Source organism: Micromonospora sp. NPDC049900 (assembly GCF_044461025.1).
Classification (GTDB): domain Bacteria; phylum Actinomycetota; class Actinomycetes; order Mycobacteriales; family Micromonosporaceae; genus Micromonospora.
In genome coordinates this window covers 46,614-70,003 of the sequence record NZ_JBITKM010000006.1, presented here as the reverse complement: position 1 = coordinate 70,003, position 23,390 = coordinate 46,614, and the positions used below count along the sequence as shown (strand labels likewise).

Annotated in this window: 19 protein-coding genes; 11 read left to right on the top strand and 8 right to left on the bottom strand. The window is 72.6% G+C overall.

Going from position 1 to position 23,390, the window contains the following annotated elements; genetic code table 11:
- Nucleotides 1-39: 39 nt before the first annotated feature.
- Nucleotides 40-1,653 (bottom strand): ABC transporter substrate-binding protein, encoded by a 1,614-nt coding sequence (locus tag ACIBMZ_RS15890; RefSeq protein ID WP_396694285.1) that lies wholly within the window; start codon nucleotides 1,651-1,653, stop codon nucleotides 40-42.
- A gap of 355 nt (nucleotides 1,654-2,008) precedes the next feature.
- Here ACIBMZ_RS15890 and ACIBMZ_RS15885 point away from each other — a divergent pair, with 355 nt between their 5' ends.
- From ACIBMZ_RS15885 to ACIBMZ_RS15875, 3 genes are all read left to right on the top strand, one after another.
- Nucleotides 2,009-2,797, top strand: a complete 789-nt coding sequence (locus ACIBMZ_RS15885) for a cupin domain-containing protein (RefSeq protein ID WP_396694283.1) — start codon at nucleotides 2,009-2,011, stop codon at nucleotides 2,795-2,797.
- A complete protein-coding gene (locus tag ACIBMZ_RS15880) occupies nucleotides 2,794-3,240 on the top strand; it encodes a dimethylsulfonioproprionate lyase family protein (protein WP_396694281.1) in 447 nt (148 codons plus the stop codon). The genes ACIBMZ_RS15885 and ACIBMZ_RS15880 overlap by 4 nt, the downstream gene beginning before the upstream one ends.
- 62 nt (nucleotides 3,241-3,302) lie before the next feature.
- Nucleotides 3,303-4,793, top strand: a complete 1,491-nt coding sequence (locus tag ACIBMZ_RS15875) for a CoA-acylating methylmalonate-semialdehyde dehydrogenase (RefSeq protein ID WP_396694280.1) — start codon at nucleotides 3,303-3,305, stop codon at nucleotides 4,791-4,793.
- 92 nt (nucleotides 4,794-4,885) lie between these two features.
- Here ACIBMZ_RS15875 and ACIBMZ_RS15870 read toward each other — a convergent pair whose 3' ends face one another.
- Nucleotides 4,886-5,410: a MarR family winged helix-turn-helix transcriptional regulator gene (locus ACIBMZ_RS15870; protein ID WP_396694278.1), complete on the bottom strand. Its 525-nt coding sequence runs from the start codon at nucleotides 5,408-5,410 to the stop codon at nucleotides 4,886-4,888.
- Between the two features lie 109 nt (nucleotides 5,411-5,519).
- Between ACIBMZ_RS15870 and ACIBMZ_RS15865 the strand changes: the two genes are divergently transcribed.
- Nucleotides 5,520-6,491 (top strand): aldo/keto reductase, encoded by a 972-nt coding sequence (locus ACIBMZ_RS15865; RefSeq protein ID WP_396694276.1) that lies wholly within the window; start codon nucleotides 5,520-5,522, stop codon nucleotides 6,489-6,491.
- A 61-nt stretch (nucleotides 6,492-6,552) separates the two neighbouring features.
- Here the strand turns inward: ACIBMZ_RS15865 and ACIBMZ_RS15860 are convergent, their stop codons facing one another.
- Complete coding sequence (locus ACIBMZ_RS15860) at nucleotides 6,553-7,431, bottom strand: alpha/beta fold hydrolase (protein WP_396694274.1); 879 nt, start codon at nucleotides 7,429-7,431, stop codon at nucleotides 6,553-6,555.
- Between the two features lie 105 nt (nucleotides 7,432-7,536).
- On the opposite strand from ACIBMZ_RS15860, the gene ACIBMZ_RS15855 reads away from it, so the two are divergent.
- A complete protein-coding gene (locus tag ACIBMZ_RS15855; RefSeq protein ID WP_396694272.1) occupies nucleotides 7,537-9,504 on the top strand; it encodes a BTAD domain-containing putative transcriptional regulator in 1,968 nt (655 codons plus the stop codon).
- Nucleotides 9,505-9,595: 91 nt separating this feature from the next.
- On the opposite strand, the gene ACIBMZ_RS15850 is transcribed toward ACIBMZ_RS15855, so the two are convergent.
- On the bottom strand, nucleotides 9,596-10,069 hold the full coding sequence (locus ACIBMZ_RS15850) for a DUF6924 domain-containing protein (RefSeq protein ID WP_396694270.1): 474 nt from the start codon (nucleotides 10,067-10,069) through the stop codon (nucleotides 9,596-9,598).
- Nucleotides 10,070-10,256: 187 nt separating this feature from the next.
- Here ACIBMZ_RS15850 and ACIBMZ_RS15845 point away from each other — a divergent pair, with 187 nt between their 5' ends.
- Both ACIBMZ_RS15845 and ACIBMZ_RS15840 read left to right on the top strand, forming a co-directional pair.
- Nucleotides 10,257-10,925 carry a TetR/AcrR family transcriptional regulator gene (locus tag ACIBMZ_RS15845; RefSeq protein ID WP_396694268.1) on the top strand — a complete coding sequence of 223 codons (669 nt, stop codon included), beginning with the start codon at nucleotides 10,257-10,259 and terminating at the stop codon, nucleotides 10,923-10,925.
- A 36-nt stretch (nucleotides 10,926-10,961) separates the two neighbouring features.
- Nucleotides 10,962-11,987 carry an NADP-dependent oxidoreductase gene (locus ACIBMZ_RS15840; protein ID WP_396694266.1) on the top strand — a complete coding sequence of 342 codons (1,026 nt, stop codon included), beginning with the start codon at nucleotides 10,962-10,964 and terminating at the stop codon, nucleotides 11,985-11,987.
- A 60-nt stretch (nucleotides 11,988-12,047) separates the two neighbouring features.
- Here the strand turns inward: ACIBMZ_RS15840 and ACIBMZ_RS15835 are convergent, their stop codons facing one another.
- The 4 genes from ACIBMZ_RS15835 to ACIBMZ_RS15820 all read right to left on the bottom strand — a co-directional run bounded on the left by ACIBMZ_RS15835 (nucleotide 12,048) and on the right by ACIBMZ_RS15820 (nucleotide 15,508).
- Nucleotides 12,048-12,581: a hypothetical protein gene (locus ACIBMZ_RS15835; protein WP_396694264.1), complete on the bottom strand. Its 534-nt coding sequence runs from the start codon at nucleotides 12,579-12,581 to the stop codon at nucleotides 12,048-12,050.
- Nucleotides 12,582-12,712: 131 nt separating this feature from the next.
- Nucleotides 12,713-13,324: a lactate utilization protein C gene (locus tag ACIBMZ_RS15830; RefSeq protein WP_396694262.1), complete on the bottom strand. Its 612-nt coding sequence runs from the start codon at nucleotides 13,322-13,324 to the stop codon at nucleotides 12,713-12,715.
- Nucleotides 13,306-14,715, bottom strand: coding sequence for a LutB/LldF family L-lactate oxidation iron-sulfur protein (locus ACIBMZ_RS15825; RefSeq protein ID WP_396694793.1), 1,410 nt, complete (start codon nucleotides 14,713-14,715; stop codon nucleotides 13,306-13,308). The genes ACIBMZ_RS15830 and ACIBMZ_RS15825 overlap by 19 nt, the downstream gene beginning before the upstream one ends.
- A 25-nt stretch (nucleotides 14,716-14,740) precedes the next feature.
- Nucleotides 14,741-15,508 (bottom strand): (Fe-S)-binding protein, encoded by a 768-nt coding sequence (locus ACIBMZ_RS15820; RefSeq protein WP_396694260.1) that lies wholly within the window; start codon nucleotides 15,506-15,508, stop codon nucleotides 14,741-14,743.
- A 326-nt stretch (nucleotides 15,509-15,834) separates the two neighbouring features.
- On the opposite strand from ACIBMZ_RS15820, the gene ACIBMZ_RS15815 reads away from it, so the two are divergent.
- From ACIBMZ_RS15815 to ACIBMZ_RS15800, 4 genes are read left to right on the top strand one after another with little or no spacing between them, the layout of a single operon-like run.
- Nucleotides 15,835-16,764 carry an ABC transporter ATP-binding protein gene (locus tag ACIBMZ_RS15815; protein WP_396694258.1) on the top strand — a complete coding sequence of 310 codons (930 nt, stop codon included), beginning with the start codon at nucleotides 15,835-15,837 and terminating at the stop codon, nucleotides 16,762-16,764.
- Nucleotides 16,761-17,483, top strand: a complete 723-nt coding sequence (locus ACIBMZ_RS15810; RefSeq protein ID WP_396694256.1) for an ABC transporter ATP-binding protein — start codon at nucleotides 16,761-16,763, stop codon at nucleotides 17,481-17,483. Before ACIBMZ_RS15815 ends, ACIBMZ_RS15810 begins: the two co-directional genes overlap by 4 nt.
- Nucleotides 17,484-17,490: 7 nt before the next feature.
- Nucleotides 17,491-20,643, top strand: coding sequence for an FtsX-like permease family protein (locus ACIBMZ_RS15805; RefSeq protein ID WP_396694254.1), 3,153 nt, complete (start codon nucleotides 17,491-17,493; stop codon nucleotides 20,641-20,643).
- Complete coding sequence (locus ACIBMZ_RS15800) at nucleotides 20,640-23,387, top strand: FtsX-like permease family protein (protein ID WP_396694252.1); 2,748 nt, start codon at nucleotides 20,640-20,642, stop codon at nucleotides 23,385-23,387. The genes ACIBMZ_RS15805 and ACIBMZ_RS15800 overlap by 4 nt, the downstream gene beginning before the upstream one ends.
- Nucleotides 23,388-23,390: the final 3 nt, after the last annotated feature.

Sequence of the window (23,390 nt, the reverse complement as noted above, 5' to 3'; positions counted from 1 at the left end):
GTCGGTGTCCCCGGCACACCGCCGGGGACACCGACCGGGTCAGGAGACGGAGATGTCGTAGTAGTTGACGTGGCCCTGGGAGTAGCTGACGAAGCCGGTCACCCCGTCGCGGAAGGCGTAGAACTTCTGGGAGTCGACCAACGGGATGGCCGGCATGTCCCCCACCATGAAGTCGTTGACCTGCTTGACCAGCGTCTCCCGTTCGGGACCCGGCTGCGTTTCGAGGATCTGCCGGGACAGCCCGTCGACGGTCGGTGAGCTGTAGTTCTGCAGGTTGGTCAGGCCACCGGTGGAGTAGAAGACCTGTAGGTAGTAGGCGGGGTCGGGCACCAGCGGGGTGCTCGTGGCCAACCAGCTCTGGAGCTTGCCCTCGCGCTTGGCGGCGTCGAAGTCCGCGCCGGAGGCCACGTTGTTCAGTTTGACCTCGATGCCGACCTTGGCCAGTTGTGACCGCAGCAGGACGGCCACCTGCTCGCTGTGCGCGCCGACGTTGGCCGCGTTGTAGGCCAGTTCCATCGAGAAGCCGTTGGGCAGGCCCGCCTCGGCCAGCAGTTGCTTGGCCCGGTCGATGTCGTGGGTGAGGGGCTGTGCCGCCGCCGGGGCGCCGAAGTCGTCGTGGATGAAGTCGCTCGACGCGGTGGAGTAGCCCTGGTACGCGGATTCGACGATCGCGGCGCGGTCGACGGCGTAGGAGATGGCCTCGCGGACCCGCTTGTCGTCGAAGGGCTCGGCCTTGAGGTTGGGCACCAGGACGTCGATGTTGGGGTAGAGCACCCGTTCGAGCCGGACGCCGTCGCTGTTTTCCAGCGAGGAGAGTTGGTCGAAGGTGAGCGCGCTGGCGACGTCGACCTGCCCGCTCTGGGCCAGTTGGAGCCGGTTGGAGGTGTCGGCCACGGCGCGGACCACCACGTCGGTCACGGTGGGCGTTCCGCGGAAGTAGTTCTTGTTGGCGGTGAGGCGGACCTCCTTGCCCGGGTCGAACGAGCGCACCTCGTACGGGCCGAAGGTGGCGGTGTTCTCGCCCAGCCACTTGTAGGCGTACGGGTCGTCGCCGGTGGCGTGCTTCTTGGCCTCGACGGAGTCGTAGATCGTCATGAAGAAGGTGCTCAGGATCGAGACGCTGACCGCGTTCGGCTGGGCGACGTTGATCGTGACGGTCCGGTCGTCGGTGACGGTGACCGGGTTCTCGATGTCCCATCCGCCGATGCCCATGAGGATCTTGGCGATCGGTACGCCCTCGCTGTTGACCATCCGGTCCACGGACCACTTCACGTCCTCGGCGGTGAGGGCGTTGCCGAACTGGCTCTTGGCCTCGCGGAGGGTGAAGGTCATCTGCTTGCGGTCGTCGCTGAGTTCCCAGGACTCGGCGAGCTCGGGCTCGATCTGGTCCGGGGTCTGCAGGGTCGTCGCGCCGGCCTCGGGCTTGGTGAAGCGCACGAGGGTCCCGGAGATGTTCGGTAGCAGGTCGATCGAGATGAAGCCCTGGTAGCGCTCGGAGTCGAGGCTGGAGACCACGCCGGGCGCGGCGACGGTCAGCGCCTGGCCGGTGCCGGCGTCGGTGTCGTCGCCGTCGTTTCCACTACAGCCCGCGACAGCCAGGCTCGTCACGGCGAGCGCCGCCACGGCCCGCATCCGAACGGAAGTCGTTCCCATGCCGACACCTCCACATTGTGTGCAAGGTTGCTTTATCAGGCGTGCTTGACTTGGTGAAGCGGATCACAGGATGCGATGTTTGTATACAGGTCTTCGCCTGTCAAGGCTTCGTTCAGCCAGATCGCGACCATCCCGACCGGTTCGGCGCGAGTAACCGACGGCTAGCAGGGCAGACACCCGCCCGCGTTCCAGCGCGCGCACCCCTGCCAGGCTTTGCATACATGGAGTTTGCGACACCCTAGCGCCGCATCCAGCCCATGGCCACTAGCTGCGAAGCCAAGGTGAGCGCCACTCGCGGACCTAGACGCCCTCCGGCGGATTACATACAATCCTGCGTCAACTGAAGGAGGTCACCGTGACTCATGCCGGTAAGCGACGGGTCATCATCGATCAGGTGCCGCACCGCGTGTGGCGGGCAGCGGGCCTGCCCTTCGGACTTCTCACCCGCCAGATCAACGCCGACCCGGACACCGGAGCGCAGACGCTGGTCGTCGACGTCCCACCCGGCTGGCACATGCCGACGCACTGGAACGGCGCCGACCTCGAACTACTGGTCCGCGACGGCGACCTGACCATCGCCGGGCGCCACTGCCGCCCCGGGCACTACCTCTTCCTGCCCTCCGGCACCGCACTCGGCCCGGTCTCCTCGGAGCAGGGCGCTACGTTGATCTTCTGGACCGACTCCCCCTTCGAGGTCCGCACGGATGCCCCACCGACGCCGTCGACCCCGCTCGGCGAGACCGTCGACATCTTCGACCGGGCGAACTGGCGACCGGTGCGGGAGGCGTTCGCCGGCGTCACCGACACCAGCAGCCACGGCGACCTCGACGTGCCCACCCAGTGCATCCGGCTGCGCAAGGTCGAGGAGAGCGGCAAGGACACCATCCTGTTCGTCCTGCCGCGAGGGTTCGAAAAGACCGCTCTGGAGTTCCACCACAGCACCGAGGAGATCTTCTTCCTCGGTGGCTGGTGCGCCACCGACCCGGAGCACGTCTATCACGCCGGTGAATACCTGTGCTGGGAGCCGGGCGTCATCCACGGCGTGGTCACCGGCTGGGAGGCGCTCTGCCTCTCCAAGCACCACGGACCGCTGACCAGCCCGCAGATCCCCCTCGGCGCCACGAGCGTGGACGCCGAACGGTGACCCGGTTACCCCACGACGGCCACCGGCGCGGCGGGCCGGGGACCTCGCGTCCGGCGTTCGTCGTGCGCCGCGACGCGCTGGAGTACGAGCTGATCTCCGCCCTCAACCACAACCCGGACGACGAGGGACTGGTGCACCGTCTCGTCGACCGGGACACCACCGGCGATCCGGAGTGCGAGTTCCTGACCGGCGTCTACCGGATGGAACCCGGGATGACCCACCCGCTGCACCTGCACGCCGACTCGGCCGAGTTCTACTACGTGCTCTCCGGCACAGCCCGGTTCACGCTGGCCGACGAGGAGTTCGAGGCGGGCCCGGGCACCGCGATGTACATCCCCGCCGGTGTCGCCCACGCCATCGAGACCGGCAGCGCCGACGGCATGGAGCTCGTGTACTCCTTCAGCACCCCCGACCTGCGGGGAATCGGCACCAGGTGGCTCTAGGTCGGTATCGCGCCGGACCCACCGCACATCGAGGCAACCGTGGATCGACGAAGGAGACGAGGGTGCGCAGGATCGAACATTGGATCGCCGGGGCGTCCGTCGCCGGCAGCGGGTACGCGACCGTGTACCAGCCCGCGACCGGCCGGCCCCAGGCACAGGTCGCCATCGGCGCCCAGCCCGAGATCGACCAGGCCGTCGCGGCGGCGGCCCGGGCCTTCGAGTCCTGGGGCGACGTGTCGCTGTCCCAGCGCACCAAGGTCCTCTTCCGCTTCCGTGACCTGGTCGAACGGCACGAGGACGAACTGGCGAAGCTGGTCACCACGGAACACGGCAAGACCGTCGAGGACGCCCGCGGCGAGGTGATCCGGGGCCGGGAGGTCGTCGAGTTCGCCTGCGGCATCCCGCAGTTGCTCAAGGGCGCCTACTCCGACCAGGTCTCCACCGGTGTCGACTCGTACTCCCTGCGCGCGCCGCTCGGCGTCTGCGCCGGCATCACCCCGTTCAACTTCCCGGTGATGGTGCCGATGTGGATGCACCCCATCGCCATCGCCTGCGGCAACACCTTCGTGCTCAAGCCCAGCGAACGCGACCCGTCCGCGTCGAACCTCGTCGCGCGGCTCTACGCCGATGCGGGCCTGCCCGACGGCGTGTTCAACGTGGTGCACGGCGGCAAGGAGGCGGTCGACGCGCTGCTCGACCATCCGGACGTCGCGGCGGTGTCGTTCGTCGGCTCCACCCCGGTGGCCCGGCACGTGCACCAGCGCGCCGCTGCCGCCGGCAAACGGGTGCAGGCGTTGGGCGGGGCGAAGAACCACGCCGTGGTGCTGCCCGACGCCGACCTGGCCGAGGCGGCACGGCAGATCACGTCGGCGGCGTACGGGTCGGCCGGACAACGCTGCATGGCGATCTCCGCCGTGGTCGCGGTCGGCGACGCCGGGGACGACCTGGTCGACCTGCTCAGGCGGGAGGCCATGGCCATCGTGGTGGGCCCCGGCGACCAGGAGCCGTCCCAGATGGGGCCGGTGGTCACCGACGAGGCGCGCGACCGCGTCATCACCTCCGTGGACGGTGCGCAGAAGGCCGGGGCCACCGTGGTCGTCGACGGCCGGGAGCTGCGGGTCGACGGCCACGACGACGGATACTTCGTCGGCCCCTGCCTGCTGGACCGGGTCACCCCCGAGATGGACGCGTACCGGCAGGAGATCTTCGGACCGGTCCTGGTGGTGCTGCGGGCCGGGAGCCTGGACGAGGCGATCAGGATCATCAACGCCAACCCGTACGGCAACGGCACCGCCCTGTTCACCTCCGCCGGAGCGGCGGCCCGCCGCTTCGTGCGTACCGTCTCGGTCGGCATGGTCGGCGTGAACGTCCCGCTGCCGGTGCCGATGGCCTACCACTCCTTCGGCGGCTGGAAGGCGTCGCTCTTCGGCGACACGCACATCCACGGCCAGGAGGGCGTGGCGTTCTACACCCGGGGCAAGGTGGTCACCACCAGGTGGCCGGGCACCACCCCGACGGCCCGGCCGGACTTCCACTTCCCCACCGCCACCTGACCGGTCGGCGCTGACCGGCGCGGGCCTCCCGACGCCGGTCGGCGCAGCCGTCCCTCGACCGGCCCGCCCGCGGTGATGCATGCCGCCAGCGGCTACGGCCCGGACGTCCCGGGCGGTGCAGTGGCGCGGTCGATGGCGGCCTCGACCGCAGTGCCGATGCGCCGCAGGGCCGCGAGGTCGCCGGGTTCGAGCTGATCGATCAGGTACTCGCGGACCGCCGCGACGTGGCCCGGCGCCGCGGCCACGACGGTCTGGTAGCCGGCCTCGGTCAGGGTCGCGTTGGTGGCTCTGCCCGCGCCGGGGATCCGGGAGCGCGCGAGCAGTCCGCGTGTCTCCAGCCGACCGACGACGTGTGACAGGCGGGACAGTGATGCCGCCGCCCGTGCTGCCAGACGACTCATCTGCATCGTGCGCTCCGGTTCCTCGGACAGCACCGAGAGCACGATGTATTCGAAGAAGGTCAGCTCAGACTCGCGTTGCATCCGCGCGTCCAGGGCAGCCGGCAGGCTGATCATGATCGCGGAGTTGGCCAGCCATGCCGCCCGCTCGTCGTCCCTCAGCCACCGGGTCTCGGTGACGGATCCGGTCGACCTCGACGCTGCCCCTCTCCTGGCCATGAGGGCACCTTACGTGCGACTTGTTGACGCTTCAAGTTCGGGCGGGTAGAACTTGAAGCGTCAAGTTCGCCGGACGGCCCCGGTGAATCGACGGGGAAAGGACCACGGCATGCAGACCACCTCACTGGGCGGACTCGACGTCTCCCGCATCGGCCTCGGGGCCATGGGGATGTCGGCCTACTACACCGGCGCCGGTCGCGACGAAGCCGAGTCGATCCGCACGATCCGGCGCGCTCTGGACCTCGGCGCCACCCACCTGGACACCGCCGAGGTGTACGGGCCGTACGTCAACGAGGAACTGGTCGGTCGCGCGATCAGGGGCCGCCGCGACGAGGTCGTCCTGGCCACCAAGTTCGGCCTCGTCTCCCACACCGGCAGACCGGGGACGGACAGCACCCCCGCCAACATCCGCGTGGCGGTGGACGGCTCCCTCCGGCGGCTCGGCACCGATCACATCGACCTCTATTACCAGCACCGGGTGGACCGCGACACTCCCATCGAGGACACGATGGGAGCGTTGCGCGAACTGGTGGTCGCGGGCAAGGTGCGCCACATCGGCCTGTCGGAGGTGTCCGCGACGACGATCCGCCGGGCCCACGCGGCGCACCCGGTGGCCGCCGTCCAGACGGAGTACTCGCTGTGGACCCGCGACCCCGACGGCGACGTGCTGAGCACGCTGCGGGAACTCGGCATCGGCCTGGTGCCCTACTCGCCTCTCGGACATGGCTTCCTGACCGGTGACATCCGCTCCCTCGACGGCCTGGACGCCACCGACTGGCGGCGCACCAACCCCCGGTTCACCGGCGACAACCTCACCCGCAACCTGCGCATCGTCGAGGAGGTCCGCGATGTCGCCGGAGAGGTGGGTGCCACGCCCGCGCAGATCGCGCTGGCCTGGCTACTCGCCCAGGGTGAGGGCATCGCGCCCATCCCGGGCACCAGACGCGTCGACCGGCTGGAGGAGAACTGCGCCGCCGAGAGCATCCGCCTCACCGCCGATCAGATCACCCGGCTGGACAGCCTGACCCCGGCCTCCGGCAGTCGCCACTCCGCAGCCGACATGGCCGCCATCGAGGGCTGAGCAGCGTCGAGACACGCCGGGCCGGAGGCGCACCGGCGTGCTCGCCGACCGGGATGTCGTGCTATCGCGCGAGCAGGGAGCGCAGAACTCCGCTGATCTCCTCGGGTGCCTCTTCGGCCATGAAGTGCCCGGCCGAGGTGGTCCGGTGGTCCAGATCAGTGCCCCACGCGTGCCACAGCGCGGCGGCGTCGTAGCCGAGTGCGGCACCCCAGTCCTGCTGGACCACGGTGACCGGCATGGACAGGCGCTTCCCGGCGTCCCGGTCGGCCCGGTCGTGCTCGATGTCGATGCCGGCCGAGGCGCGGTAGTCGGCGACGATGGAGGGGACCGCCTCACGGGAGGCTTTCAGGTACTCCGCCCGCACGGCCACCGGAATGGACTGCGGGTTCTGCGCCCAGACGTCGAGGAAGTAGCCGAAGAAGGCGTCCGCGCTGGCGCTGATCATCTGTTCCGGCAGGCCGGGCGGCTGGGCCATCAGGTAGAGGTGGAACGCGACGGCGGCGGACGATCCGTGCAGGATGTCCCACATGTCCAGCGTCGGCAGGACGTCGAGAATGGCGAGGTGGGTGATCGTACCCGGATGGTCGAGGCCGGCCCGGATGGCGACGAGGGCACCCCGGTCGTGTCCGGCCAAGGCGAAACGCTCGTGGCCGAGCCTGCCGGCGAGGGTGACGATGTCGGCGGCCATGGTCCGCTTGGCGTACGTGTCGGCGTCGCGCGCCGCAGGTTTGTCACTGGCGCCGTAGCCGCGCAGGTCGGGACAGATCACGGTGTGCTCGGTGGCGAGAGCGGCGGCGACGTGCCGCCACATGACGTGGGTCTGCGGAAAGCCGTGCAGCAGCACGATCGGGCTGCCCGTACCTCCGACCGCCACGTTCAGTGTCACGTCGTCGTCGACCGCGACACGCTGGTACTCGAACCCGGGAATGGTGGTCGTCATGATCGCCCTCTTCTCGTCGGATGGACGATCCCAGCCTGCCGGTCGCCGATGAGCAGACGATGAGCGCGATACGTTGAGCGCACAGACGGAAGGGCGGTTCGATCAGTGCAGGTCAGCATCGGTGTCCTCGGGCCGGTCGTCGCCTGGGACGGTGCCGGCGCACCGATCGGGCTGAAGGGGCCGAAACACCGCGCGGTGCTGGCGCGACTCGTCGTCGCGCGCGGCCGGGTCGTACCGGTCGGCACGCTTGTCGACGACCTGTGGCAGGTGCCACCGCCGGGCGCGGTGAGTGCTGTCCGCACGTTCGTGGCGGCGCTACGGCGGGCGCTGGAGCCGGACCGGCCACCGCGCGAGTCGACTCGGTGGCTGGTCACGGAGGGCCCGGGCTACGCGCTGCGGGTGGCGCCGGACGCGGTCGACGCCTGGCGGTTCGAGGACGAGACTGCCGCCGCTTCCACGGTGCACCCGCGCGCGGCGATCGAGCGGCTCGACCGGGCTTTGCGTTCGTGGCGGGGGCCCGCGTTCGCCGGCTTCGACGAGTCGTGGGCCGACGTCGAGCGTGCCCGGCTCGAACAGCTACGGCTCCACGCGATCGAGCAGCGGGCTGCGGCGTTGCTGACCACCGGGCGCGCCGCGGAGGTCGTACCGGATCTCGACGCGCACGCGGCCGAGCATCCGTGGCGGGAGGAGGCGTGGCGGCTGCTGGCGCTCGCCCTGTACCAGGCCGGACGCCAGGGTGACGCGCTTGCGGTGCTGCGACGAGCCCGCAGCCTGCTCCTGGAGCAGCTCGGCGTCGATCCCCACCCACGGCTGCGTCGCCTGGAGACCGACATCCTCCGTCAGGCCGACCGGATCGGCGACGGTCTCGGTTCGCCAGGTCCGGAGCAGGTCTGGGCGGAGGCCGCGGCGGCATACGACCGCACGGTGGCGTCCGGTTCGTCGGCGCGGTTGGAGTCGACCATCGGTCTGCTGCGCAGTCTCGCCGTGACGGGGGCGAGCGGACTCGAGACGGCCCGGGAGCAGCGGGTCGCGGCGATCACCGCCGCCGAGCAGGTGGGTGATCCCGAGCTCACCGCCCGGGTGATCGGCGGCTACGACGTACCCGCGATCTGGACGAGGGCGGACGATCCCGCACAGGCGGCGCAGGTCGTGGCGGGAGCCGAGCGTGCCCTGGCCGCCTTGGCCCCCGACTCGTCCGAGGCCACCCGCGCCCGACTGCTGGCCACCATCGCGGTGGAGTCACGCGGCACCCGCGCCGCACGCGGACCCGAAGCCGCCGAGCAGGCGGAGCGGATCGCGCGCCGCCTGGGCGATCCGGCCCTGCTGGCCTTCGCCCTCAACGGCGTGTTCATGCAGACCTTTCACCGCGCGGGCCTGGCTCCCCGACGGGACCGGATCGGCGCCGAACTGGTCGCGCTCTCCGCCCGGCACGGCCTGGGGACGTTCGAGATCCTCGGCCACCTCGTCCGACTACAGGCCCGCAGCGCGCTCGCGGACTTCGCCAGCGGCGACCAGCACGCCGCCGCAGCGGACCGGCTCGCCGAGCGGTACGACCGCCCACTGGTCAGCGTGTTCACCCAGTGGTACCGCGCGCTGCGACTCGCCGCGACCGAGCCGTCGCCGCAAGGCACGGAGGCGGCCTACCGCAACGCGGCGGCACAGCTCGACAACGCCGGTATGCCCGGCCTTCAACAGGGCCTCCTCCCGCTGGCCCTGCTGTGCCTCGGGGTGGCACACGGGGAGCCCGTCCGCTTCGACGACGAGACCGACTGGGGCCCGCACACGCCCTGGGTACGCCCTCTCGTCCTGCTGGGACAGGACCGCCCGGCCGATGCCGCCGCGGCGCTGCGTCAGGTCCCGGTTCCCCCGCGCGACCTGCTGATCGAAGCCCGGTGGTCCCTCACGGCCCACGCGGCGATCATCCTGGACGACTCGGCGGTGATGAGGCGTGCCCGGATCGCACTCTCGCCGGCTGCCGACGAACTGGCGGGAGCCGGCAGCGGCATGCTCACCGTCGGTCCCGTCTCACGTCATCTCGAGAACCTCGACGCGGCCCTCAGCCGCAGCTCGTAGGAGAGTTCGGCCGGTGAGCCCACGCCGGCGTCCGATCACGCTGAGCTGATGAGCGGTGGCGGAGGTCGTTCGACCCGCGCCAGACCACGTCCTACGCGAAGCCGCGGAAGATGCCGTCGCCGTCCACGTTGTCGGCGAACTCCTCCCAGTCCATGTTCGCGATCGTGAGATTGTTCTGGACCGACCACATCTCTGACGGCACGACTCGGAACGTGGCACCGCGCTGAGGCCCCTCGCCCTGGTCCTCGTCCTCGTCCTCGTCCTCCTCGTCGTCCTCGTCGAGGTTCACGACCAGGATCGGGCGGTCCGGGTGGGTCAACGTCTCCGCGTCGACGAGGAAGGCGACGACATGATCGCTGTCCGCGGGCACCATCTCCACCAGTTCCAGCGGTGTGATGTTCTCGTAGGCGCGGTCATCGACGAACGTGACGAACGCCGTGAACCCTTCCGCTGTCTGCGGTTCAGTGATCGCAACCTGAATCTCTTCCCATTCCTGCGAACGGGAGAAGTCGGTACGGATGACCAGGGAAGCGTCGGAGTCCTGGTACCACATGCCATCATCCACGCCGGCGAGGATAGTCCAACCCGACGACATCCGACGCATCCTCATCGGGTGGATCCGGGCCCGGAGGGGCCGGCGGCACCCTGCACCGGCCACCTCACACCCTCCGGCGAACCGGGGAACCTCAAGTCACCTGCGGGCGCGCCGTACCGATGTGGAGGATGCTGTTCCACTTGCTATCGTCGGTGTCATGCAGGAGCCCGCAGGGTCGGGCCGGGCGCTGCGGCGTGACGCGCGGGCGAACCGGCAGCGCGTCATCGAGGCCGCCCGCCAGGTGTTCGCCACGCACGGGGTGTCCGTGACCTACGACGACGTGGCGCGGCAGGCCGGCGTCGGCGTCGGCACCGTCTATCGACGCTTCCCGACCAAGGAGTCGCTGCTCGCGGCAGCTCTCGAGGAGAGCCTGGAACGGCACGCAGCGTCGATCGAGGCAGCGCTGCACGCGCCGACCGACTGGGACGGCCTCGTGCGTTTCCTGTGCCGTGCGGCGCAGTTGCACGCCACCGACCGTGGTGTCCGCGACGTCGAGTTGGGGGCGGGTTTCGACGAGCGGTACCTCGCGCAGATCCGTGACCGGATCATGCCGATCATCCGACAGTTGGTCGCGCGCGCCCATGCTGAGGGCACGTTGCGTCCGGACGTCACCGCCGAGGACATCCCGGTGCTGCTGACCATGATCAGTGAGGTCGCGCACCACAGCCGACAGGTCCGTCCCGAGACCTACACCCGTTACCTGCGGCTGCTCATCGACGGCCTGCGCGCCTCGCCGGAGGTGGGCGATCTGGGCACACCGACGACCGGCACCGAGGTCGATGCGCTGCTACGGCACTGGCTGCCCGGCCTTCAACGCCGGGGTTGACGGCGTGCGGACACCGAACCGAAGTGGAGAGCTTCCTTGCGCGCGTACGAGTTGACGAGCTTCGGCGGCCCGGAGGTTCTCCGCCTGGGCGACCGCAGCGACCCGGTCCCGGGAGCCCACGACGTGGTCGTCGACACCCGCGCGATCGGACTCAACCCGATCGACATCCTGCAACGGTCCGGCACCTTCCGATTCGCCAACCCGGTCCGGTTTCCCATCGTGCCCGGGAACGAGTTCTCCGGCGTCGTGTCTGCGGTCGGCTCTCACGTGAACACCTTTGCCGTCGGCGACGCCGTCTTCGGCCGCACCGACAAGGCACGCCTCGGTGCACTGGCCGAGAAGGTCGCCATCGCAGCACACCTGGTCGCGCCGATGCCGCGCACGCTCGACTTCGCCGCCGCCGCGGCCGTCCCGCTGGCCGGCACCACCGCCCTCCAGGCCGTCCGCGACGCCCTCGCGATCCACGCCGACGACCGGCTGCTCATCACCGGCGGCTCCAGCATGGTCGGCATGTTCGCGACCACCCTCGCCGCCCGCACCGGTGCCCACGTGGTGACCACCGCCTCCGCCGCCTCCGCACCGCTCCTGCGCAGCCTCGGCGCCGCCGAGGTCATCGACTACCGGACCCGGCGCGTCGAGGCGGTCCGGGTGCAGTTCACCAAGATCTTCGACCTCGTCGGCGGTCCTCCGCTGACCGCATTGCTGGAGTTGGTGTCCCCTGGCGGCCGGCTCGTGACGATCACCGCGACCCCGACCCCCGGATCGGTCCGACACGACTATCCGATGCCGGCCTGGCGTGCCGCGGTCCTGGAGACGGCCTTGTGGCTCGCCACGCTCGGGCCCCGGCGGCGCGCACGCGCAGGAGACTTCACCTACCGGTTCCTGTCCATGCGCCCCAGCGGACAGGATCTGCGCGATCTGGGCGTGCTCGTCGACAGCGGCTTGCTACCGGTGAAGATCGACAGTACCTACCGCTTCGACCAGGCGGCGGAGGCATTCGCCCGCGTCGAGACACGCCGGGCCAAGGGCAAAGTCGTCGTCCTCACCGATCCCGCGACCTGAGCCTCGTGACCGGCGCCCCACCGACGGTCGCGTCGTCGAGCGCCCTGTCGGCCCGTCCCCCTAGCCGAGCAGGGCGATGACCAGGGAGGAGGCGGCGGCCGTGAGGAGCACACCGCCGGTGCCGACCCCGGTGACCGCGCTCACCGACAGGGCTCGGTTGCGGGCCACCGGCACGGCGGCGAGCGATACCAGCGTGATCAGCGCCGCCACCACGTGGATCAGCGGGTAGCCGATCAGGGTGGCAACGGGAAACAGGTGCACGCCGACGACGAACGCGACCCAGGCCGGGATGATGTCGCGACGGCGTACGGCGGCGAGGATGCCGGCACCGAGCGCGGCGAGCCCGAATTCGACACCGACCACGATGCCGAAGGTGCGGCTGGTCCCTGCGGTGAACGCCGTGCCGTCCGACCAGTGTCGCCAGGCCACGAGTGCCCCGAGCACGAGTACGAGCACGGCTGCGACCGAGGCGGCGACGAGTGGCTTGCGCCAGGGTGGTGGAGGTGATTCCTGTGCCCAGCCGAACCAACTGGTGGCGAAGAATCCGAAGACGACAGCGGTGGCCGCCGCGTCGCGGACGTGTTCGGCGATCATCGGTCTCCAACGGTGGCGGCGGATTCGCCCAGGAAGCTACCAGGCGGGCCGCCGCTGGCCGGACGGGCTGCCTGGGCGGTCGGGATGCGTCGACCGGTCCGTCGACCAGGGACGTCGACGGTTTGCGCGGCTCAGGGCAGCAGGATGACATGCAGGGTGCGCGGGCCGTGCACGCCCTCGACCCGGTTGAGTTCGATGTCGCTGGTGGCCGACGGTCCGCTGATCCAGGTCAGCGGGCGGTGCGGGGACAGGCGGGCGAGCGCCTGCGGCACCCCGGCGACCACCTGGGCGGCGCGGACCACGCAGATGTGCCGGTCCGGCAGGAGGCTGAGGACGCGGCGGCCCTGGTCGGGTGAGGCGTCGAGGACGACGGTGCCGGTCTCGGCGACCGCGACGGCGGCAGCGGTGACGACGGCGTCCGAGGCGGCGATCCGGGCGTTGTCCAGCCCGTCGTCGGGCAGGGCGGTCACCGTCGCGGGCAGCCAGGCCGGCGGCAGTCCCGGTGGGACGACGACCGTCGCGGGCGCCGGCAGGAGTTCGGCGATCGTGTCGGCGACCTGCGCCTCCGGTACGCGGTGCACCCGGGCCCGGTAGTCGGTCAGCCGATCGACCAGCAGGTCGAGGTCGACCGTGCCCTCGCGCCGGTAGTCGCGCGGAACCCGGACGTCGGCTCCGCGCTCGCCGACGGCGGCACGCAGCCGACCGAGGACGGTCTCCCGGCCGCTCACCGCTTCGACCACCATTCGCGGAAGGTCTCCGCAGGCGGTTCGGGCAGGTCGCGGCTGGCGGTCCAGCCGGACAGCGGCGGCGGTAGCCCCCGGCCGCGCCGGCCGAGCAGTCGGCTGGACCGCGCGGCGCGCTGTGCGGTCGCGTACAGGGCGGGATGGTCCATGGTGTACGCGGCGGCGGCCATCGCCGCCGCCTCGGCGCGCGGGTGGGGTGTCTGGTCGCGGAGGTGCACCAGCAGCTCCGGGATGTTGATCTTCACCGGGCAGGCGTCGTAGCAGGCACCGCAGAGCGACGAGGCGTACGGCAGCGACGCGTTGTCGGCGATCCCGGTCAGTTGCGGGGAGAGCACCGCTCCGATCGGGCCCGGATACACCGACCCGTAGGCGTGCCCACCGGTGCGCTCGTACACCGGGCAGACGTTCAGGCAGGCCGAGCAGCGGATGCAGTGCAGTGCCTGTCGACCCACCTCGTCGGCGAGGACGGCGCTGCGTCCGTTGTCGAGCAGCACCAGGTGGAACGCCTGCGGGCCGTCGCCCGGGGTCACGCCCGTCCACATCGAGGTGTAGGGGTTCATCCGCTCGCCGGTCGAGGCGCGGGGCAGCAGTTGCAGGAAGACCTCCAGGTCGCGCCAGGTCGGCACCACCTTCTCCACACCCATCACGGTGATCAGGGTCTGCGGCAGGGTCAGACACATCCGCCCGTTGCCCTCGGACTCGACCACGGCGAGGGTGCCGGTCTCGGCGACGGCGAAGTTCGCCCCGGACACCGCCACCGGCGTGGTGAGGAACGTCTGCCGCAGGTAGCGGCGGGCCGCCGCCGCCAGGACCGCTGGTTCGTCGGTCAACGCCGGGTCCACCCCGGGCATGGCGCGCAGGAAGATCTCCCGGATCTCGGCCCGGTTGCGGTGGATCGCGGGCACCAGGATGTGGCTGGGCCGGTCCTCGCCGAGTTGCACGATCAGCTCGGCCAGGTCGGTCTCCACCGGAGTGATCCCGGCGGACTCCAGTGCCTCGTTCAGGCCGATCTCCTGGGTCACCATCGACTTGACCTTGATCACCCGGTCGCTGCCGGTGGCCGCGACCAGCTCGGTGACGATCCGGTTCGCCTCGGTCGCGTCGGCGGCCCAGTGCACCACTCCCCCGGCGGCCGTGACCCGCGACTCCACCTGCTCCAACAGTTCCGGCAGCCGCGCCAGCACGTCGGCCTTGATCGCCGAACCGGCCGCCCGCAACTGCTCCCAGTCCGGCATCTCGGCGATCACCGCGCCGGACTTCGCGCGGATCGTGGCCGTGGCGTGCCCGAGGTTGCGGCGTAGTTGCGGGTCGGCCAGGGCCTGCCGCGCGGCGGCCGGGAAGGGTTCCGCGCCACGCAGATGCCCCACACCCGGTGGTGCCGTCACCGGCATACCGAGAAAGGTCCGGCTCACGACCTCACCACCAGTTCGCCGCGTTGTCAGGAGTGTCGCCGCCCGGTTCGGTCGAGGCCAGGATCTCCGCCAGGTGCACGGTGCGTACCCCGGTGCGCAGCCGGGACAGTCCGCCGCCGATGTGCATCAGACACGACGCGTCCCCCGCCGTGCAGACGTCCGCGCCGGTGGCGAGCACGTGTCGCATCTTGTCGGCCAGCATGGCCGTCGACGTGTCCGCGTTCTTCACCGCGAACGTGCCGCCGAAACCACAGCACTGCTCGGCCGCCGGCAGCTCGACCAGGTCCAGGCCCCGCACCTCGCGCAGCAACCGCAGCGGCCGGTCCCCCACCCGCAGCACCCGCAGCGAGTGACACGTCGGGTGGTAGGTCACCCGGCGCGGGTAGTAGGCACCGACGTCGGTCACCCCGAGCACGTCCACCAGCAGCTCCGACAGCTCGTACGTGCGTCCGGCCACCGACTCGGCGCGGGCGGCCGACCGCTCGTCACCGGCCCCGCGGGCCACCGACGCGTGCTGGTGCCGCACCGACCCCACGCACGACCCCGACGGCGCCACGATCACGTCGTACGGATCGAACACCCGCGCGTACCGGCGTACCAACGGCAACGCCTGCCGCTGGTAGCCGGTGTTGACGTGCATCTGCCCGCAGCAGGTCTGCTCCTCGGGGAAGACGACCTCGTGTCCCAGGCGTTCCAGCAGCCGCACCGTCGCCTTCGCCGCCTCGGGGAACATGGTGTCGGCCAGGCAGGTCACGAACAACGCGATCCGCACGTCACACCTCCGACCGGATGGTCCGGGCCGCCACCGGGCCACGGTCGGGCCGGTGGCGCACGATCGGTTGAGTCTGCCGCACCAACGGCCGCAGCGCAGCCGGGTGGTCGGGGCGCACGGCCCGGAAACGCAGGAAAGCCGCCCCTGGGGCATGGTCAACGCAGCCGCCGGTTGCGAAACTGCTTCAATCTGCATCAGCGCGGGCAATCGGGGTCCTCGACACATCGGCGACCATGCGTACCGGTTCGGCGACACCACGTGCCCGGGCGGTGTGCCTGACGTCTGTCCGAGCGGCTCGGCGTCGGCACGATCCGGGGGAGGAAGCAATGTCCAGCACCGCGCTGTCGCTACCGCAGCCGCCCGCGCGGGCGCCCGAGTTCGGTCGGGACGCGCTCATCGCCTGCGAGAACCTGGTGCGGATCTACCAGACCGGTTCGATCGAGGTGCAGGCACTACAGGGGCTCGACCTCACCGTGGACAGCGGTGAGCTGGTCGCTGTCGTCGGCGCCTCCGGGTCGGGCAAGTCGACGCTGCTGTCCATCCTGGCCGGTATCGACGCGCCGACCGCCGGGCGGGTGCGGGTCGACCGGTGGAACCTGCTGGAGATGTCCCGCGCGGACCGGGTGGACTACCGGCGGCACACCGTCGGGTTCGTCCGGCAGCAGACGGCGAGCAACCTGATCCCGTACCTGACCGCACGGGAGATGGTGGACCTGCCGATGACGGCGGCGCGTACCGCGAAGAAGGAGCGCCGGGACCGCGCGGCCGAACTGCTGGACGGCCTCGGTGTCGCCGACTGCGCCGACCGGCGTCCCGGGCAGCTCTCCGGTGGGCAGCAGATGCGGGTCGCGATCGCGGTGGCGCTGGCCAACCAGCCACGGGTCCTGCTCGCCGACGAACCGACCGGAGAGCTGGACGCCGCCACGTCCGCAGAGGTGTTCGGCGTGCTGCGGGAGGTCAACCGGCGCTACGGCGTCACCGTCGTCGTGGTGACCCACGACCCGGAGGTCAGTGGCCAGGTCGAACGGACCGTCGCGATCCGGGACGGACGCACCAGCAGTGAGGTGCTGCGCCGCACCACCACCGACGCGGTGGGCGACACGCACACGATCGCCGAGGAGTACGCCGTGATGGACCGTGCCGGGCGGGTGCAGGTGCCCCGCGACTTCCGCCAGGCGTTGGCGCTGACCCGGCGGGTCCGGCTGGCCCTGGAGCCCGACCACATCACGATCCGCCCCTCGGAGAGCAGCGAATGAGCCGCGAGCCGCTGCTGCGTGTGCGCGACGTGCACCGGCGCTTCCGCACCGGACCGGCCGTCGTGCACGCCCTGCGCGGCGTGTCGTTCGACGTGGCGGCCGGTGCGATGGTGGCGTTGGTCGGCCGGTCCGGGTCGGGCAAGACCACCCTGCTGAACACCGTCGGCGGCCTGGACCGCCCGGACGCCGGCACCGTGCACGTCGACGGCACCGACGTCACCGCGCTCGACGAGGACGGTCTGTCCCGGCTGCGGCGCGAGAAGGTGTCGTACGTCTTCCAGAGCTTCGGCCTGATCCCGGTGCTGTCGGCGGCGGAGAACGTCGCCGCCCCGCTGCGGCTGGCCCGCGTCGCCCCGGCCGACCGCGAGCGGCGGGTCGCGTTGCTGCTGGAGTTGGTCGGGCTGGCCGACCACGCCCGGCAGCGTCCGGCCGAGCTGTCCGGCGGCCAGCAGCAGCGGGTGGCGATCGCCCGCGCGTTGGCCGCCTCGCCCCGGCTCCTCATCGCCGACGAGCCCACCGGGCAACTGGACGCGGAGACGGGCCTGTCGGTGATGGCCCTACTGCGCGGGGTGGTCGAGTCCGAAGGCGTGACCGCGCTCGTGTCCACCCATGATCCGTTGATGATGGCGTTGGCGGACCGGGTGATCCGGATCCACGACGGGCAGCTCCACGACGAGGCGGCCGGGCAGCCGGAGAAGCCCACGCCGGATGCCGGGTGACGCGCCGATGCTGAGGCTGGTCAGCCGGCGTGCCCGCGCGCAGTGGCCGCTGCTGGCGGCCCTGATCGGGGTCGTCACGGTCGGTGCCACCCTGCTGGGCACCTGCACCCTGCTGAGCACCCGCACGGCCGCGCGGGCGGTGGAGGTGGCCATGGCCCGCGCGGATCCCGCCGACGTCGGCGTGACCGTCTACACCGGCACCGTCGAGGGCCCGGTCGCGCGGTCCGTCGCCGCCGACACCCGCACCGTGGTGGTCGCCGCGCTCGCCCCGTTCCCGGTGACCACCACCACGCGGGCGTCGACGGTGCTGCGGGCGCTGCCGCCCGCGCTCGCCCCGGGGACCACCGTCGGGCCCCAGGCGTACCTGTCGGGACTCGACGACCTGCCGACCCGCGCCGAGCTGGTCACCGGGCGCTGGCCGCGCGAGCGTGGTGACGCGGTGGTGCTGGAGTCCACCGCCCGCCTGCTCGGCCTCACCCTCGACCGTCGGGTACGCCTCGGCGCCGAGTTGGCCCACGATCCCGTCCCGGCCATCGACGTGACCGTCGTCGGGGTGGTCCGTCCGTTACCGGGCCGGGGCTGGGACCGCGACCCGCTGGCCGCAGCCGGCGCCGCCGTCGACTACCAGGACGGTCGTTTCCGGCAGCCGGTCAACGCCTACGGCCCGTTCCTGGTCGACCTCACCGACCTGCTCACCAGCGGCGCCACCGTGGACCGGATGGAGATCACCGCCCAGCCGGACCTGTCCCACGCCGACCGCCGCGACGTGCAGGCCGTGGCCGGGGCCGTGCGCAGCGCCGACCGTCGGCTGACCGGCACCCTCGGCGATCGTGTCCGGCTCGCCCGGGTCGCCTCCGACCTGCCGCTGACCCTGCGGACCGCCGACGACCAGCGGCGCGCCACCGGCGCCCTCGTGCTCGCCGTCGCCGCCCTCGGCGGTGTCCTGACCGCGACGGCGCTCGTGCTCGCCGGCCGGCTGACCGCCGGCATCCGCGCCGACGAGACCGCCCTGCGGACCGCTCTCGGCACCAGCCGCCGTCAACTCGCCGCCACCGCGACACTCGAGGCCGGGCTCGTCGCCGTCGTCGCCGTCGCGCTCGCGATACCGGCTTCGGCGGCCCTGCACGCCGGCCTGACCCACCTGCCGCCGCTGGACGGCGCCGGGCTGACCGCCCGGCCGAGCGTCACCGGCGCCCAGGTTGTGGCGATAGTCGGCGGTGCGCTGGTCCTCGCCGTGGTCCTCGTCGTCCTGGCGGTCCGGCCCGGCCCGGCACCCGGCGACCGCCGCACCCGCCGCGCGCTGCTGGCCCGATCCGGCGCCGACGTGCTGCTCGCGGTCCTCGCCGTCGCCGCATGGTGGCAGTTGTACGCCCAGCCCACCGCCGCCAGCCCCCGCGCCGACGCGGTCCGGGTGCTGGCACCGGCGCTGCTGCTCACCACCGGCGCCGCCCTGGCGCTGCGGGTGGTCCTGCCCGCACTGCGCGGGGCCGACCGGCTGGCGCACCGGGCCCGGGGGCTGGCGCCGACGCTGGCGGTCTCCGAGGCGGCCCGCCGCCCCCAGGCGGTCGCCGCCGGGCTCCTCGTCGGGTTGGCCTGCGCGGCGGCGACCTTCGGCCTCGCCCTCGACACCACCTGGCACCAGTCGCAGCGCGACCAGGCCGCGCTGTCGGTCGGCACCGACCTGGCGGTGTCCCTCAGCACGACGCCGGTGCCCGGCGACGGCGCGGACGTCGCCGCGGCCACCGCGGGGACGGTCAGTCCGGTCCTCGACCGTGGTACCGCCGTCGGTCAGTGGCTCGGCACCGCCGGCGACGCGCCGCGCCTGGTGGCCGTCGACACCACCCGCGCCGACGCACTGCTGCGCGGGCGGGTCGACGGCACCTGGACCGAGGTCGGCGCACGACTCGCCCCACCGACCCGCGTCACCGGTCTGCCCGTCGCCGCAGGTGCCCCGCTCGTGCTCAGCGGCACCGCGACCGGCGACGCCCCGCTCGCCGTCACGCCCCACCTGCTGCTGCAGGACGCCAGCGGCCTGCGCACACCCTGCACCGGCGCACCCGTGCCGCTCGACGGCCGGGAGCACCGGATGCCCACGTGCGCGAACGCCGACGGGCTGCACCTCGTCGCGGTGTCCCTGCCGGTCACGGCCGACCCCGAGGCCGCGGTCGGCAGTCGCACCGCCATCGCCGTCACCCTCACCGTGCCGTCCACCGGATCGGCGCCCGGATCGGAGTGGACCGCGACGTCCGCGCCGCCGGTGCCGACCAAGCTGCGCGATCCGACCGTCGTGCTCGCCGCCGGGTCGACGCAGACCGCGCTGCGGATGGCGGCGAGCGTCGACCTGGGCGGCGCGGACGCCGCCCGTACCCTGGTGGCCACCGCCTTCCCCGACCCCGGCCCGGTGCCGGTGGCCGTCTCCGCCCGCTTCGCCGACGCGGTCGGTGACGTCGGCAGCCGGCTCAGCGTCACGGTCGGCACCACGCCCGTCCCGATCGTCGTCACCGAGGTCGTGCCGACCGTGCCGTCCGCGCCCGGTGCCGTCGCCGTCCTGGCCGACCTGGACATGCTGTCCCGCGCCCGTGTCGTCACCGGCGATCTGACGTTCCCGGTCGACGCCTGGTGGGTCGGCCACCCCACCGGTTCCGGCGCCGTCGAGCGGGCCACCGCCCTGCACCTGGGCACCGTCGCGACCCGCGAGACGGAGACCACCCGGCTCACCGGCGGCCCGCTGCACGCCGCGCTGCCCGCCGCGCTGCGGCTCGTCGTCGCGGCCTCGGTCCTGCTGCTGGTCGCCGGTGTCGTCCTGCACGTGACCTGCGAGCTACAGGTCCGCGCCGTGGAGGTGGCGCGGCTGCGCGGCCTGGGAATGACCCGGCGCGGCATCCGGGCCGTGCTCGTCGGCCAGCACGGCGTCATCCTGCTGCCCCTGCTCGTGGCGGGCACGGTCGTCGGCGCGCTCGCCACCCGCCTCGTCACTCCCCTGCTCGTCCGCTCCGACACCGGCGCCGCGCCGATCCCGACCGCCCAGCCGCACTGGCCCTGGCCGACCGAGGCCGCGCTGCTCGCCGTCCTGCTGGCCGGCTGCCTGCTGGCGGTCGCCGCCGTGGTCGTCGTCCAGGTCCGTCGGGCCGACGCCGCGCACCTGCGGGTGGCGCCGTGAAGCGGTGGCCGACCCGCCGGTGGCCGGCGCCGCACTGGCCCAGCGTCCGGGGCCGGGCCCGGACCGACGCCGGGGCGCTGCTGCTCACCGCCGCCGTCGTCGCGGCCGTCGTGCTGCTCGCCGGGGCCGTCCCGGCGCTGCTCCGGAGCGCCGCCGACGACGCCGTCCAGGACACGGTCCGCCGCGCCGGCACCGGCGCCAACGTCCTCGTGCACGCCGACTGGGAACGCGACGACGGGCCGACCGGCGGACGGTTGCGGATATCCCGCCTCGCCGACGAGGTCGACGACTTCCGCACGCGGGCGGCCCACACGCTCGGCCCCGACCTGGACGACGCGCTGCTGCCGCCCATCGCCGTCGTCCACGGCCCGATCCTGCGCATCACCGACGGCAACCTGCCGCGTACCTTCCAACTCAGCTATCTGGCCGATGAGCTCGGCGGCCCGGAGGTGACCTGGATCGCCGGCAGCGCACCCGGCCGCGCGATCGGCGAACAGTCCGTCGAGGTCCCCTACGACGGACCGCCCTGGCCGGTGCAGGTCGGTCTCTCCGAGGCCGACGCCGCCGCCCTCGACCTCGGCCCCGGCGAGCGCATCCCGGCACAGGACGGACAGGGCGGCGAGAAGGACGTCCGGATCAGCGGGATCTACCGTCCCGTGGACAGCACCGACCCCGCCTGGCGACTCGCCCCGGCGTTGCTGCGCCCCATGCCGGGCGCCGACGGCGTGGGCACCACCCGGTTCGGCGGTCTGCTGTCCCGTGAGTCGCTGCCGGACGCCCGGCTCGCCGTCGACCAGGACCAACTACGGCGCACCGTCCACTTCGCCCCCGAACCCGACGCGCTCACCTGGGATGCCACCGCCACGCTCGCCGGTCAGGTGGTCAAGCTCAAGGCGACCTCCGGCTCGTCAGCCGTACGCGACGGGTCGCTGAAGTGGGAGTCGCAGCTCGACACGGTCCTGCGCGACGCCCGTACCCAGATCAGCGCCGCGTTCACGCAGGCCGCCGTACTGCTCGCCGGAGTCCTGACCGCCACGGTGCTGGTCCTGCTGCTCGCCGCCGACCTGCTGGTGCGCCGCCGCACGCCCGCGCTGAGCGCCGCCCGGCAGCGCGGTGCGGCGCTGCCCGACCTCGGTGCGGAACTGCTCGTCGAGTCGACCGTGGTGTCCCTGTCGGCCGCCGCCGTCGGGCTGGTCCTCGCCCGCGCGGTCGCCCCGGGTGTCTGGTGGACCTGGACCGTTCCCGTGGTCCTGGCCGGTGCCGTCGCCGGGCCGGTGTTCGGCGTCCGCGCCGCTGCGGGCGCCGGCCGCGACCGGCGCCAACCGGCCGACCCGGCCGCGCGGCGTCGGATCCTGGCCACCGGCCGGCTGCGCCGCGCCGCCGTGGAGGCCACGGTGCTGATCGCCGCGGTCGCCGCGGTCGGCACCCTGCACCAGCGCGGACTCCTGCCCGTCGCCTCCGACGGCGGTGAGCTGAGCGGGGACCTGGTCCTCCCGATCAGTGCCGTCACGCTGGGCGTGCTCGCCGGCGCACTCGTCGTGCTGCGGCTGCTGCCCGTCGGAGCGAGGTTCGCGCTACGACGGGCCCTGCGCTCACGCCGCCCGCTGGCCGTGTTCGGCGCCGCCCGGGCAGCCACCACGGCCGGGCGCGCGCTGCCGCTGCTGGTGCTGGTCAGCGCCACCGCACTCGCGTCGTTCGCGCTCGTCGTCGGCAGCACCATCACCCGGGGTCTGGACGACGGCGCGTGGAGCACCGTCGGTGCCGACGCCCGCCTCGACGTCGGCACCGACGCCGAGGCCGCGACACCCGCACTCGCCGAGCGCATCGCTGCCGCACCCGGGGTGGGGCAGGTCGTCGTCGCGCGGGTGACCGACGCCGCGCCCGTCTTCACCGACGCGACCCTGCACACCCCACGCCTGGTCGTCGTGGACGCCACCGCGTTCCAGCGTCTGCTGGCCACCACCCCACTGCCCGACGCGCCGGAGCTGGCCCGGCTCACCGCACCCGGTGCCGGGGAGGTGCCCGCGTTGGTCCGATCGCGCACCGGTGACCTGGGCACCGGTACGCGGTTGCAGCTCTCCCACGACGACGGCCCGGCGATCCGGCTGACCACGGTCGGTACTGCGCCGTCCGTCGGTGGCGCCGCCGACGTGGTCATCGTGGACGCCGAGGCGCTGGCCGCCGCGGGGCTGCCCGCCGTGCCCAACACGGTCTGGGTGACCGGCCCCGGCGCGGCGCGGGCCGTGTCGAATCCCGGCGTCGCCGCCGACGTCGTACTGCGCACGGAGGTGCGGCAGGCGCAGCGGGTGGCGCCGCTGACCGCCGGGACACTCCGGCTGGCGTGGACGGCCGCCGCGGTGTTGCTGGTGCTGGGGCTGCTCGGCCTCACACTCGCCGCCGCCGCCGGTGCGCAGGAGCGGTGGCAGACTCTCAGTCGGCTGCGGACCCTCGGCCTCCGGCCACGCGACGCCCGCTGGGTGGCCGCCGGAGAGCTGCTGCCGCCGGTCGTGGTCGCCGCGGTGTGCGGCCCGCTCCTCGGCGCGCTGCTCGCCCACCTGACGTTCGGTCCGCTCGCGCTGCGGCTGCTCACCGGTCAGGCCACCGCCCCGGCGACGGTCCTGCCATGGTGGCTGCTCGGCCTGGTGGGTGTGGCGCTGGTGGTGGCGGCGGCCGTGGTCGTACCGGTCGAGGCGGCGCTGCGGCGACGCGACCGGCTCAGCGAGGTACTCCGCGCCGGTGCGTGACCC